This window comes from Mucilaginibacter gotjawali (assembly GCF_002355435.1).
Lineage (GTDB): Bacteria > Bacteroidota > Bacteroidia > Sphingobacteriales > Sphingobacteriaceae > Mucilaginibacter > Mucilaginibacter gotjawali.
Map to the genome: position 1 here is coordinate 3,977,558 of NZ_AP017313.1, position 13,518 is coordinate 3,991,075.

Annotated in this window: 11 protein-coding genes and 1 tRNA gene; 2 read left to right on the forward strand and 10 right to left on the reverse strand. The window is 42.9% G+C overall.

All coding sequences use genetic code 11. From position 1 onward, the window contains the following. Positions 1 to 53 precede the first annotated feature (53 nt). Positions 54 to 290: a UPF0175 family protein gene (locus MgSA37_RS17545; protein ID WP_096353745.1), complete on the forward strand. Its 237-nt coding sequence runs from the start codon at positions 54 to 56 to the stop codon at positions 288 to 290. Further along, the gene (locus MgSA37_RS17550) at positions 265 to 738 is read left to right on the forward strand and encodes a DUF3368 domain-containing protein (RefSeq protein WP_096353747.1); all 474 of its coding nucleotides are present in this window, start codon (positions 265 to 267) and stop codon (positions 736 to 738) included. Before MgSA37_RS17545 ends, MgSA37_RS17550 begins: the two co-directional genes overlap by 26 nt. Before the next feature lie 242 nt (positions 739 to 980). On the opposite strand, the gene MgSA37_RS17555 is transcribed toward MgSA37_RS17550, so the two are convergent. The 10 genes from MgSA37_RS17555 to MgSA37_RS17605 form a co-directional block, all read right to left on the reverse strand. Further along, positions 981 to 1,286, reverse strand: a complete 306-nt coding sequence (locus tag MgSA37_RS17555) for a GIY-YIG nuclease family protein (RefSeq protein ID WP_096353748.1) — start codon at positions 1,284 to 1,286, stop codon at positions 981 to 983. A 435-nt stretch (positions 1,287 to 1,721) separates the two neighbouring features. Further along, positions 1,722 to 6,008: a DNA-directed RNA polymerase subunit beta' gene (gene rpoC, locus MgSA37_RS17565; protein ID WP_096353751.1), complete on the reverse strand. Its 4,287-nt coding sequence runs from the start codon at positions 6,006 to 6,008 to the stop codon at positions 1,722 to 1,724. A gap of 145 nt (positions 6,009 to 6,153) precedes the next feature. Continuing rightward, the gene (rpoB, locus tag MgSA37_RS17570; protein WP_096353753.1) at positions 6,154 to 9,957 is read right to left on the reverse strand and encodes a DNA-directed RNA polymerase subunit beta; all 3,804 of its coding nucleotides are present in this window, start codon (positions 9,955 to 9,957) and stop codon (positions 6,154 to 6,156) included. A gap of 235 nt (positions 9,958 to 10,192) precedes the next feature. Beyond that, positions 10,193 to 10,579: a 50S ribosomal protein L7/L12 gene (gene rplL / locus MgSA37_RS17575; RefSeq protein ID WP_096353755.1), complete on the reverse strand. Its 387-nt coding sequence runs from the start codon at positions 10,577 to 10,579 to the stop codon at positions 10,193 to 10,195. A gap of 61 nt (positions 10,580 to 10,640) precedes the next feature. Continuing rightward, complete coding sequence (gene rplJ / locus MgSA37_RS17580) at positions 10,641 to 11,159, reverse strand: 50S ribosomal protein L10 (protein ID WP_096353756.1); 519 nt, start codon at positions 11,157 to 11,159, stop codon at positions 10,641 to 10,643. A gap of 3 nt (positions 11,160 to 11,162) precedes the next feature. Next, positions 11,163 to 11,861 carry a 50S ribosomal protein L1 gene (rplA, locus tag MgSA37_RS17585; RefSeq protein ID WP_096353758.1) on the reverse strand — a complete coding sequence of 233 codons (699 nt, stop codon included), beginning with the start codon at positions 11,859 to 11,861 and terminating at the stop codon, positions 11,163 to 11,165. Positions 11,862 to 12,015: 154 nt separating this feature from the next. Beyond that, positions 12,016 to 12,456, reverse strand: coding sequence for a 50S ribosomal protein L11 (gene rplK / locus MgSA37_RS17590; protein ID WP_096353759.1), 441 nt, complete (start codon positions 12,454 to 12,456; stop codon positions 12,016 to 12,018). A gap of 182 nt (positions 12,457 to 12,638) precedes the next feature. Next, the gene (gene nusG / locus MgSA37_RS17595; protein ID WP_096353761.1) at positions 12,639 to 13,181 is read right to left on the reverse strand and encodes a transcription termination/antitermination protein NusG; all 543 of its coding nucleotides are present in this window, start codon (positions 13,179 to 13,181) and stop codon (positions 12,639 to 12,641) included. Between the two features lie 17 nt (positions 13,182 to 13,198). After that, on the reverse strand, positions 13,199 to 13,393 hold the full coding sequence (secE, locus tag MgSA37_RS17600; RefSeq protein WP_096353762.1) for a preprotein translocase subunit SecE: 195 nt from the start codon (positions 13,391 to 13,393) through the stop codon (positions 13,199 to 13,201). A 15-nt stretch (positions 13,394 to 13,408) separates the two neighbouring features. Beyond that, positions 13,409 to 13,479 (reverse strand) — tRNA-Trp (locus MgSA37_RS17605). Between the last annotated feature and the right edge of the window lie 39 nt (positions 13,480 to 13,518).

Below are 13,518 nucleotides of genomic sequence, written 5' to 3' on the forward strand. Positions count from 1 at the left end.
AGCTTATATTTTTTATAGATTATGCGTATATTTAAACATTTATTATCAATAACATGACAACGCTGACACTTAACCTCCCGGATGCGCTTGAAAAAGAGCATGACGAAACCGTTCAGTTAATTGCCGCTAAGCTGTATGAGGCGGGTAAATTGACCTTGGGGCAGGCTGCTGAAATGTGTAACATGAAAAAATGGGATTTCCCGGCTATACTGGCCAAATTTGATGTGAATTACTTCCAATATACCGCAGCAGATATAATTGCAGATGTTGAAAGAATATCAAAACATTAATACAATAATTACTGATGCGAGTTGTTTTATTTTGTTCGATAAGATAGGATGCATTCATATTCTTGAAGACCTTTATGGTGAAGTAATTACAACCCCTGAAATTGCAGCGGAATACGGAAAACAACTCCCTGGATGGGTACAGGTTCAGCCCGTAAAAAACAGGAATTTATTTAATACTTATGCTGAAATGGTTGATACTGGTGAAGCCAGCGCCATTGCTTTAGCGTATGAGGTTATTTCACCATCCCTGATACTCGACGATCTGAAAGGCCGTAACCTTGCTGAAAAGCTGCGGCTGCCTTATACGGGTAGTATAGGGGTACTAATTTTAGCGCGGCAACGGGGAGTTATAACGTTGTTGCAACCTTATTTTGAAAAAATTAAAACAACAGATTTTCGCATTCCCGCAAGCCTGCTCCAAACCCTGTCAAATATTTACGATAATTAATTATTTGGATTTTCGCGGGCATCACAAACACTTCTCCCCTGCTATAACGCAAAAAAGCCTCCCCATTTTACCGGGAAGGCTTGCTTTTTTTAATATTTATAGTGTGATTTCCGTCCCCGCAGGGTCCTGTTCCAAATTTAAGCTAACCCATAAAACCCTACACGTCATGGCGAGGAACGAAGCCATCTCTACATATGCCAATCAAATATGAAAAATACTATTCGTAGGGTTAAGGCCGCCAACTATTCACGCATAAGGTCATCATACAAATCCAGCCATTTAGGATTCATAGCGTTGATGAGTTTTATTTTGTTTTTCCGATTTCCCGCCTTGAGCGTTTTTTCTACGCCAATGGCTTCTTCAATTCTGGAATAGAACATGTAATAAACTAACTTATGACAATTATACCTTGCTGTATAGCCGCCTGGATACACATTGTTTTTATGTTCCCAAACGCGCCCTGTCAAATCAGAAGATACACCCACGTATAATGCAGTATGCATCTTGTTGGTCATTATATAAACACATCCACCGTATTGAAAACCCATTATGCAATATATTAAAAAAAATGTCCAGTTGTCCCCGCTTGTTATCTCGCAGCCGAACCTTCACTACGAAATGACTCAGGATAACGCAGGTTCCTGTTCTAGAAACCCTGCGGAGACACAAAAACCCGACGCGTCATGGCGAGGAACGATCCGCCAAAAGGCGGAACACATGCTAATCACCACACCAAAATCTCCGGGTAACCTATCAGCCGCACGCCGTACAATATTGCACGCCGTTCCTTGAATGTCCTGCGTAGAGATTGCTTCGTTCCTCGCAATGACGGTTTGGTGGATTTTGTAGGCTAACTTAAACCCGCACCCGACCCAACGCAACCCGCGTACCTTCAAAGCACCGTAAGCACCCCCCTGCCCTACAACGCAAAAAAGCCTCCGCTGTACAGCGAAGGCTTTGGAAATTAAATATTTATGATGCGATTACGCTTCCAGCTCTTCTGCTTTCGAAGCCATCAGGCGGTCAAATTCTTCCTGGCTGCCTACACGGATATTTTCATACTCGCGCAAACCGGTTCCGGATGGAATTAAGTGACCAACGATAACGTTCTCTTTCAGGCCAAGCATCAAATCTTTCTTACCTGCAATCGCTGCTTCGTTCAGTACTTTGGTAGTTTCCTGGAACGATGCTGCCGAGATAAACGATTTGGTACCCAACGATGCCCTGGTGATCCCTTGCAGGATCGGGCTCGACGTTGCAGCGATAGCATCTCTAACTTCAACCAACCTTAAATCTTTACGTTTTAAGATCGAGTTTTCGTCGCGCAGCCTTCTTACTGAAACGATCTGGCCTGATTTCAACGTAGTTGAATCGCCTGCTTCGGTAACTACCTTTTTGTCGAAGATATCGTCGTTCTCTACCATGAAATCCCAGCTGTCAACAGCTTCCCTTTCAAGGAAACGGGTATCGCCGGCATCTTCAATAGCAACCTTCTGCATCATCTGGTGAACGATCACTTCAAAGTGCTTATCGTTGATCTTCACACCCTGCAAACGGTAAACTTCCTGGATCCCATTTACCAGGTACTCCTGCACTGCTGCAGGGCCCTTAATGGCAAGGATGTCCGCAGGTGATATAGAACCATCAGACAACGGCATACCAGCCTTCACAAAGTCGTTATCCTGTACCAGGATGTGTTTTGACAATGGAACAAGGTATTTTTTAACCTGGCCGTCTTTTGATTCGATAGTGATCTCGCGGTTACCACGTTTCACACCACCCAAAGTTACCACACCGTCAATTTCGGTTACTACCGCAGGGTTTGATGGGTTACGTGCTTCAAACAACTCCGTTACACGGGGCAAACCACCGGTGATGTCACGGGTTTTACCTGTTGAACGGGGGATTTTAGCGATAACCTGTCCTGTTTGTAGTTTTTCGCCTTCATCAACTGCGATGTGTGCGCCAACCGGGATGTTATAACCTTTTATCACATTGCCTTTGTTATCAGCAACCTGGATAACCGGGTTCTTTGTTTTATCACGGGTATCAATAATTACCTTTTCGCGGTGACCTGTTTGCTCATCTGATTCTTCGCGGAAAGTAATACCTTCCAATACAGCTTCAAACTTGGCAACACCGGCAAATTCCGAGATGATCACGGCATTGTACGGATCCCATGAACAGATCCGGTCGCCTTTGGCGATCTTGCTGCCATCTTTCACGTACAGGTATGAACCGTAAGGAATATTATTGGTTACGATGATTTTATTTGTGCCCTGCTCAACGATGCGGAACTCACCTGAACGGCCCAATACCACGTCTACCAAACCTTCTTCGGTTTTGTATTCAACAGTACGAACGTTTTCAAATTCGATCACACCTTCAAACCTTGCATTGATCTGCGATTCAGCCGCGATGTTTGATGCGGTACCACCCACGTGGAATGTACGCAGGGTTAACTGTGTACCCGGCTCACCGATTGACTGTGCAGCAATTACACCAACAGCCTCGCCTTTTTGCACGCGTTTACCGCTTGCAAGGTTACGGCCGTAGCACAATGCACATACGCCACGCTTACTTTCGCAGGTTAATACCGAACGGATCTCGATACCTTCCAGCGGTGAGTTTTCAATTGCTTTGGCAATGTCTTCCTCTATATCCTGTCCGGCTGATACCAGCAATTCGTTGGTAATAGGATCATAAACATCATATAATGAGGTACGGCCCAAAATACGTTCGTGCAATGGCTCAACAATATCCTCATTGTCTTTCAACGCAGTGGTATAAATACCTCTTAAAGTACCGCAATCTGTTTCGCCAACAATCATGTCCTGCGCAACGTCATGCAAACGACGGGTTAAGTAACCGGCATCCGCAGTTTTTAACGCTGTATCCGCCAAACCTTTACGTGCACCGTGGGTGGAGATGAAGTACTCCAATACCGACAAACCTTCTTTAAAGTTCGAAAGGATCGGGTTCTCGATGATCTCACCGCCCGAGCCTGATTTCTGAGGCTTGGCCATCAAACCACGCATACCTGCCAGCTGACGGATCTGCTCTTTTGAACCACGTGCTCCCGAATCCAGCATCATGTATACTGAATTGAAGCCCTGGTTATCAGAAGAAAGGATCTCCATCACATTCGCGGTTAAGCGGTTGTTGATACGGGTCCAGATGTCAATGATCTGGTTGTAACGTTCGTTATTAGTAATGAAACCCATGTTGTAGTTGCCCATAACTTCTTCAACTTGTTTCGAAGCTGTTTCAATCAGGGTAACTTTTTCAGCAGGGATATTGATGTCTTTCAGGTTAAATGATAAACCACCCTGGAATGCCATTTTGAAACCTAATTCCTTAATATCATCAAGGAACTGGGCTGCACGTGCCATACCGGTCATTTTCACCACCTCGCCAATAATATCACGCAGTGATTTTTTGGTAAGCAGTTCATTGATATAACCTACTTCAACCGGAACATGCTGGTTAAACAATACACGCCCAACAGTAGTGTCAATAATTTTAGATACGATACTGCCGTCTTTTTCTTTTACAAAAGCTTTAACCTTAATAAAAGCATGCAGGTCAATTTTCTTTTCGTTATAGGCGATGATCACTTCTTCCGAAGAGTAGAAAGTTAATCCTTCGCCTTTTACAACGCGTCCTTCATCTGTTTTGCGGCCTTTGGTTATGTAGTACAAACCAAGCACCATGTCCTGAGACGGTACGGTAATAGGCGTTCCGTTGGCAGGGTTAAGGATGTTGTGCGATGCAAGCATTAATACCTGCGCTTCCAAAATTGCGGCGTTACCAAGCGGCACGTGAACAGCCATCTGGTCACCGTCAAAGTCGGCGTTGAACGCGGTACAGGTTAACGGGTGCAGCTGTATCGCCTTGCCTTCAACCAGTTTTGGCTGGAAAGCCTGGATACCCAACCTGTGCAGCGTAGGCGCACGGTTTAGCAATACAGGGTGACCTTTTAGTACGTTTTCCAAAATGTCCCAAACTAAGGGGTCCTTACGGTCAACAATCTTTTTAGCTGATTTTACTGTTTTAACCACACCACGCTCAATCATTTTGCGGATGATAAATGGTTTAAACAATTCGGCAGCCATATCTTTTGGTAAACCGCATTCGTGTAGTTTAAGGTTCGGACCTACAACAATTACCGAACGGGCCGAGTAATCCACACGTTTACCCAATAAGTTCTGGCGGAAACGGCCTTGTTTACCTTTTAATATATCTGATAATGATTTTAATGCACGGTTACCTTCGGTTTTTACCGCGTTAACTTTACGCGAGTTATCGAATAACGAATCCACAGCTTCCTGCAGCATCCGTTTTTCGTTACGTAAGATAACTTCCGGCGCTTTAATTTCGATCAAACGTTTTAAACGGTTGTTACGGATAATTACACGACGGTATAAGTCGTTCAAATCCGAAGTAGCGAAACGGCCGCCTTCCAATGGAACCAACGGACGCAATTCAGGCGGGATAACCGGAACAATCTTAACGATCATCCACTCAGGGTTATTTTCGATCCTGGTTTTTGCATCACGGAAAGCTTCAACTACCTGAAGGCGTTTTAAAGCTTCGTTTTTACGTTGTTGCGAAGTTTCATTAGCCGCCTGGTGACGCAGATCGTAAGATAACTGGTCAAGGTCAAGGCGTTTTAATAATTCTTCAAGGGCTTCAGCGCCCATTTTAGCAACAAATTTCTGAGGATCTTTATCATCCAGGTACTGGTTTTCCTTTGGCAGGGTATCCAATACGTCCAGATATTCTTCTTCAGTAAGGAAATCCATCGCGTTGATGCCATCAGCTTCCTTAACACCGGCCTGTATTACTACATAACGTTCGTAGTAAATGATCAGGTCGAGCCTTTTGGTTGGCAAACCAAGCAGGTAACCAATTTTGTTGGGCAATGAACGGAAATACCAGATATGCGCAACCGGAACCACCAGGTTAATGTGGCCCATACGCTCACGGCGTACTTTCTTCTCGGTTACTTCAACACCGCAACGGTCGCAAACAATACCCTTGTAACGGATCCGTTTATATTTACCGCAATGGCACTCATAATCTTTAACCGGACCAAAAATACGCTCGCAGAATAAACCATCGCGCTCAGGCTTGTAGGTCCTGTAGTTGATGGTTTCAGGTTTTAAAACTTCACCGCTCGAACGCTCCAGGATGGATTCCGGAGAAGCCAGACTGATGGTAATGGTGGTGAAATTACTCTTGATTTTATTATCCTTTTTGTAAGACATAGTCTCCTTGTTTTTTAATTGTTGAATTAGTGATTTAGTGAATTAGTGATTTGACATTATCATATCACTTGTTTACTATGTTGAATTAGCGAGCGAGTAAACCGGATTTTTCAATCACTAATTCACTCACTCACTAAATCACTAATTATTCTAACGTTATATCCAAACCTAAACCTCTTAACTCATGAACCAATACGTTGAATGATTCAGGAACTGATGGTGTTGGCAGGTTTTCGCCTTTAACAATAGCTTCGTATGTTTTGGCGCGGCCGATAACATCATCCGATTTAACGGTTAATATTTCCTGCAGGATGTTGGATGCACCGAATGCTTCCAGTGCCCAAACTTCCATCTCACCAAAACGCTGACCACCAAATTGTGCTTTACCACCCAATGGCTGTTGTGTAATTAATGAGTATGGCCCTATTGAACGCGCGTGCATCTTATCGTCAACCATGTGTCCCAGTTTCAGCATGTAGATAATACCTACAGTTGTTTGCTGGTCAAAACGGTCGCCGGTTAAGCCATTGTATAAATAGGTACGGCCCGATTCAGGTAAGTTTGCCTTTTTAACCCACTCTTCCACTTCGCCATGGCTTGCACCATCAAAAATAGGAGTAGCGAATTTAATGCCCAGCTCTTTACCGGCCCAGCCCAATACAGTTTCGTAGATTTGCCCAAGGTTCATACGTGATGGTACACCCAGCGGGTTCAACACGATATCAACCGGTGTTCCGTCCTCAAGGAAAGGCATATCTTCGTCACGTACAATACGTGCAACAATACCTTTGTTACCGTGGCGGCCCGCCATTTTATCACCCACCTTAAGCTTACGCTTTTTGGCGATGTAAACTTTAGCCATTTGCACGATACCTGATGGCAACTCGTCACCTACGCTGATCGCAAATTTATCACGACGGTAAGCGCCCAATTCCTCATTAACCTTGATGTTATAGTTATGCAGAAGGATCTTGATCAAATCGTTCTTGTCGTCATCAGTGGTCCATTTGGTCGGGTTGATGTTTTCAAAGTTCAGGTCAACCAATATTTTTTGGGTGAATTTAACGCCTTTAGGCACCTGCAGTTCTTTGTAAACATTGTAAACACCCTGTGATGTTTTACCGTTTACGATCTCGAACAATTTCTCGATCAGGATATTTTTAAGCTCTTTAATTGCTTTTTCGTGCTTGGTATCCAGTTTTTCCAGCTGCGCCTTTTCTTCAGCTTTTGAAGTTTTTTTGGCACGAGAGAATAATTTGGTATCAATAACCACACCCGCAATTGACGGAGGAGTTTTCAACGAAGCATCCTTCACGTCGCCGGCTTTGTCACCAAATATGGCACGCAACAGTTTTTCTTCCGGTGAAGGGTCAGATTCGCCTTTCGGAGTGATCTTACCGATCAGGATGTCGCCTTCCTTAACTTCAGCGCCTACACGGATAATACCGTCTTCGTCCAAATCTTTGGTAGCTTCTTCTGATACGTTAGGGATATCCGGTGTCAATTCCTCCTCACCGCGTTTGGTATCACGTACTTCCAGTTCAAATTCTTCAACGTGAAGTGAAGTGAAAATATCCTGCGAAACCACGCGCTCAGAAATTACGATCGCATCCTCAAAGTTATAACCCTGCCAAGGCATGAAAGCCACTTTAAGGTTACGGCCAAGCGCAAGCTCACCATCCTGGGTAGCATATCCTTCGCAAAGCACCTGTCCTTTTTCAACGCGCTGGCCTTTTTTAACAATCGGCTTTAAGTTGATGGTAGTGCTCTGGTTAGTTTTCTTGAATTTTGTTAAACGGTAGCTTTTTGAATCGCCTTCGAAAGAGATCAAACGGTCCTGCTCGTTACGGTCATAACGGATGCGGATTTCGTTTGCATCCACATATTCTACCACACCATCGCCTTCGGCGTTGATCAGCGTACGCGAATCTTTCGCAACACGGCCTTCCAAACCTGTACCAACAATTGGCGCTTCAGGGCGCAATAAAGGCACTGCCTGGCGTTGCATGTTTGATCCCATCAATGCACGGTTAGCATCATCATGTTCCAAAAACGGAATTAATGAAGCCGCGATCGAAGTGATCTGGTTTGGCGCGATGTCCATTAAGTCAAGTTTTTCCGGATCAATGATCGGGAAGTCACCTTCAAAACGGGCTTTTACTTTAGGTAGTGCAAAAACACCATTATCATCATAATGCGCGTTGGCCTGGCCGATAGTTTTTCCGTCTTCATCTTCTGCCGACAGGTAAATAACATCTTCCTTAACCTGTACTTTACCATCAACCACACGTTTGTACGGGGTTTCAATAAAGCCTAAGTTGTTGATCTTGGCATGTACGCAAAGTGAAGAGATCAAACCAATGTTCGGTCCTTCCGGAGTTTCGATGGTACACAAACGACCGTAGTGCGTGTAGTGGACGTCACGAACTTCGAAACCTGCACGCTCACGTGACAGACCGCCGGGCCCTAAGGCTGACAGACGACGCTTGTGCGTGATCTCTGCCAGTGGGTTGGTTTGGTCCATGAACTGTGAAAGCTGGTTTGTTCCGAAGAACGAGTTGATCACTGATGATAAAGTACGCGCGTTGATCAGGTCGGTAGGTGTGAACACTTCGTTATCACGGATGTTCATACGCTCGCGGATGGTACGGGCCATACGGGCCAAACCAACACCAAACTGGGCATATAACTGCTCGCCAACGGTACGTACACGACGGTTTGATAAGTGGTCAATATCATCCACCTCAGCTTTTGAGTTGATGAGTTTGATCAGGTATTTCACTATCGCAATGATGTCCTGCTTGGTTAAAACTTTGGTCTCGTCAGAGGTGCTCAGTTTTAACTTACGGTTGATGCGGTAACGGCCCACATCACCCAGGTCATATCTTTTATCCGAAAAGAACAGGCGGTCGATGATACCACGGGCTGTTTCTTCATCAGGTGGTTCAGCGTTACGCAACTGGCGGTAGATATGCTCAACCGCTTCTTTTTCGGAGTTTGAAGTATCTTTCTGTAGTGTGTTATATATGATGGTATAATCACCGCTGGTGGTTGAATCTTCCTTGTTAAGGATGATCGTTTTTACACCGGCATCAATGATCATATCAATATGATCGTCTTCCAGCACGGTTTCGCGTTCCAGGATGATCTCGTTACGGTCAATAGAAACAACTTCGCCGGTATCTTCGTCCACAAAGTCTTCAACCCATTTCTTTAAAACCCTTGCAGCCAGTTTACGGCCGATGAATTTTTTAAGACCTGATTTGCTCACTTTTACTTCGTCGGCAAGTTCAAATAATTCCAGGATGTCTTTATCAGAATCATAACCAATCGCACGCAGTAAGGTAGTTACCGGGAATTTCTTTTTACGGTCAATATAAGCATACATTACGTTATTAACGTCTGTAGCAAATTCGATCCATGAACCTTTGAAAGGAATAACACGGGCCGAATACAGTTTTGTACCGTTGGTGTGGCGGCTCTGGCCAAAGAATACGCCTGGTGAACGGTGCAATTGCGAAACAATTACACGCTCGGCGCCATTGATCACAAAGGTGCCTTTAGGTGTCATGTAAGGGATAGTTCCCAGGTACACGTCCTGCACAATGGTTTCAAAATCTTCGTGCTCTTCATCATTACATGAAAGGCGAAGCTTGGCTTTTAAAGGCACACTGTAAGTTAACCCGCGCTCGATACACTCTTGTATATCATATCGTGGCGGATCAATAAAGTAATCAAGAAACTCTAAAACGAAGATGTTTCTTGAATCGGAGATAGGAAAATTTTCGGCAAACACTTTAAACAGCCCTTCTTTATAACGGTTGTCTGAGGTAGTTTCCAATTGAAAAAATTCCTGGAAAGATTGCAACTGCACATCAAGAAAATCGGGATAATCCAATACTTTTCTGCTGGTTGCAAAATTTACTCTTTGATTAATTTTGTTTGCCAAGGGATTAAATTTTTAGTTTAATAATAAACTTGATAGATGTTTTTGGGTAGATGTGAGATTTGAGATATGAGATTTGAGATATTTAACTGGTGAATTGAATTGTCAGCATTTTTATTTAAAAAAACGCTAAAAATCTCACATCTCATATCTCACATCTAAAAATCTCCTCATTATAAACAGCAATAGACCCCGACCAAAAAGGTCGGAGTCTGATGCTATATTCGGATTGGTTAAATTATTTAACCTCAACTACTGCTCCGGCTTCTTCTAATTGTTTCTTTAAAGATTCAGCTTCTTCTTTAGTTACACCAGTTTTAACTTCTTTAGGTGCACCGTCAACTAAGTCTTTAGCTTCTTTCAAGCCAAGGCCGGTTAGGTCTTTTACTAATTTTACAACTGCTAATTTAGCGCCGCCTGCTTCTTTCAGGATTACGTCAAATGCAGTTTGAACTGCAGCTTCAGCAGGAGCGTCATCGCCACCGCCAGCAGCAGGTGCAGCAACAGCAACAGCTGCAGCAGCTGGCTCAATGCCATACTCATCTTTTAAGATCTGAGCTAATTCGTTTACTTCTTTTACTGTTAAGTTTACCAACTGTTCAGCAAACGCTTTTAAATCCGCCATTTTATTTTAAATTTTACTTTTAATGCTTTTTGTTTTTTAATATCGAACTTTAAGGTGTTCGTTAACCTCTTTCCTGTAATGTTTTTACAACGCCTGCCAGTATATTTCCGCCTGATTGCAGTGCCGAAATAACATTCTTTGCTGGTGATTGCAATAATCCGATGATCTCGCCAACCAATTGTTCCTTTGATTTTAAGTTGATCAAAGTGTCCAGCTGGTTATCGCCTACAAAAATCGATGCATCAATGTATGCAGCTTTTAAAATAGGTTTCTCGCCTTTTTTCCTTAACTTTTTGATCAGTTTTGCCGGGGCAGTACTTGATTTTGAGAAAAGGATGGATGATGAACCCTTAAGCACATCATACATTGGGCTAAAATCGCCGCCGATAGTTTCCATCGCCTTTTTGATCAGGCTATTTTTTGCTACCTGCATCGTAATGTCACTTTCGAAACATTGACGACGGATGTGGTTTACTTTTGCAACCGTAAGATTTGCAGTATCAGTAATATAAAAATTACCGTACTCTTTCATCTGTTCAGCAAGGGAGGCTACTAATTCGTGTTTTTCTTCTTTGTTCATGATTTAGATCCCCGCTACTGTTTTAGTTTCAATTGCAATTCCAGGCGACATGGTTGAAGAGATATGGATACTCTTAAAATATGTTCCTTTTGCTGCTGATGGTTTTAATTTTGAAATGGTTTGCAATACTTCCAAAGCATTTTCATAAATTTTATCAGCAGGGAAAGATACTTTTCCAATTGAGGCATGGATGATACCGGTTTTGTCAACCTTGAAGTCGATTTTACCACCTTTTACCTCAGTTACAGCTTTGCCAACGTCGGCAGTTACTGTTCCTGATTTAGGGTTTGGCATAAGGTTACGAGGACCGAGAATACGACCCAAACGACCTACCTTAGCCATTACACTTGGCATAGTAATAATAATATCAACATCAGTCCATCCGCCTTCAATTTTGGCAATATAATCATCCAAACCTACAAAATCCGCGCCTGCATCTTTCGCTTCTTGTTCCTTATCAGGAGTACAAAGCACCAATACACGCACAGTTTTTCCGGTTCCATGAGGTAAGGTAGCAATACCACGCACCATTTGATTGGCTTTGCGCGGATCAACACCTAAACGAACATCGATATCAACAGATGAATCAAACTTGGTATTAGTAATATCTTTTACCAAATTTGTAGCATCCTGTAAAGAATACGCTTTGTTAGCCTCAATTTTGGAGAGTGCCACTTTTTGATTTTTTGTTAATCTAGCCACTGTCTTAAACTGATTTAATTTTTGTATTTCGAATTTCGGATGTTCGGTTTCGGATATATTATCCTTGCCTGTTCCTCATTCAAAACGTTAATAATCGGCTCCCGTTTTCTCAATTTAAATTCGAAATTGAAAATCTGAAATCCGAAATTGATTGTTAGTTCCAGGGTGCCGTACCTGATACGGTTATACCCATACTGCGGGCAGTTCCTGCCACCATTTTCATGGCTGATTCTACTGTAAATGCATTCAAATCAGTCATTTTATCTTTCGCTATAGTTTCAACCTGGCTCCAATTTACATTGGCTACCTTTTTACGGTTGGGCTCAGCTGAACCACTCTTTAAACCTGTGGCTTCCAGTAACTGGATAGCAACGGGTGGAGTTTTGATGATAAAATCGAATGACTTGTCGACATAAACAGTAATAACTACCGGTAACACTTTGCCAGGTTTGTCCTGGGTACGTGCGTTGAATTGCTTGCAAAATTCCATGATATTCACCCCTTTTGCACCCAATGCAGGGCCAATTGGAGGTGATGGATTTGCAGCGCCGCCCTTTACCTGCAGTTTCACCATCGCACCGACTTCTTTTGCCATTTTTACTTATTTAATTTATTTACCTAATGTTAGTAGTGGAAGCTATGTAACATTTATCTTTATTAGATTTGAGATGTTAGATAGGAGATTTGAGACTCCTATCTATTTTCAAATCTTAAATATTTTGCGTTTGATATACCTGATTGTTCGATGTCTCACATCTCAAATCTCATATCTCAAATCTATTCTTTCTCTACCTGCATGTAATTCAATTCAAGCGGCGTACGGCGCCCGAAGATCTTTACCATTACTTTTAACTTTTTCTTTTCCTCGTTCACTTCTTCAATCACACCGCTGAAACCGTTGAAAGGGCCGTCCATTACTTTTACGCCCTCGCCTATATAATAAGGCACATTCATGGTTTCGCCCTGGGCAGTCATTTCGTCAACCTTACCTAAAATACGGTTAACTTCGGCCTGGCGCAACGGGATAGCGTTTCCGGCTTTGTCGCCTAAAAACCCTATAACACTATTTATATTTTTGATGATGTGCTCAATCTCCGCGTCAAGCGCTGCTTCGATCAAAACATACCCCGGGAAAAAATTGCGTTCTTTGGCAATCTTCTTTCCATCACGCATCTGGTAATATTTTTCTGTAGGTATCAATACCTGCGGAACCAAATGTGTAATGCCTAAACGGTTTATTTCGGCATCAATATATTGCTTAACCTTTTTCTCCTTGCCGCTTATCGCACGCACTACATACCATTTTACCTGATCACTCATATTATTACGCTATACTATTAGGTTAGTGATTTATAAAACAGGTCGAGTACATAATGTATACTTTGGTCCATTACCAATATGATCATTGCAATAATAAGTGCAGCAACCAAAACTAAAACGGCGCTGTTTTGCAATTCTCTCCAGGTTGGCCAGGTAACTTTTTCTGTTAACTCAATGTAAGACTCTTTAATATACTCAGATACTTTAGCCATTTCTTTTCTGTTATGCACGGGAACAAGGATTCGAACCCTGATCAAAGGTTTTGGAGACCTCTATTCTACCATTGAACTATTCCCGTTTATCCTTAGCCCTAAATCCCTAAAGGGACTTTAATCGG

Coding starts and splice junctions, on each gene's coding strand:
- MgSA37_RS17555 (WP_096353748.1), bottom strand. CDS start 1,286: ATGGGTTTTCAATACGGTGGATGTGTTTATATAATGACCAACAAGATG.
- secE (WP_096353762.1), bottom strand. CDS start 13,393: ATGGCTAAAGTATCTGAGTATATTAAAGAGTCTTACATTGAGTTAACA.
- MgSA37_RS17550 (WP_096353747.1), top strand. CDS start 265: ATGTTGAAAGAATATCAAAACATTAATACAATAATTACTGATGCGAGT.
- rplL (WP_096353755.1), bottom strand. CDS start 10,579: ATGGCGGATTTAAAAGCGTTTGCTGAACAGTTGGTAAACTTAACAGTA.
- rplJ (WP_096353756.1), bottom strand. CDS start 11,159: ATGAACAAAGAAGAAAAACACGAATTAGTAGCCTCCCTTGCTGAACAG.
- MgSA37_RS17545 (WP_096353745.1), top strand. CDS start 54: ATGACAACGCTGACACTTAACCTCCCGGATGCGCTTGAAAAAGAGCAT.
- rplK (WP_096353759.1), bottom strand. CDS start 12,456: ATGGCAAAAGAAGTCGGTGCGATGGTGAAACTGCAGGTAAAGGGCGGC.
- rpoC (WP_096353751.1), bottom strand. CDS start 6,008: ATGTCTTACAAAAAGGATAATAAAATCAAGAGTAATTTCACCACCATT.
- nusG (WP_096353761.1), bottom strand. CDS start 13,181: ATGAGTGATCAGGTAAAATGGTATGTAGTGCGTGCGATAAGCGGCAAG.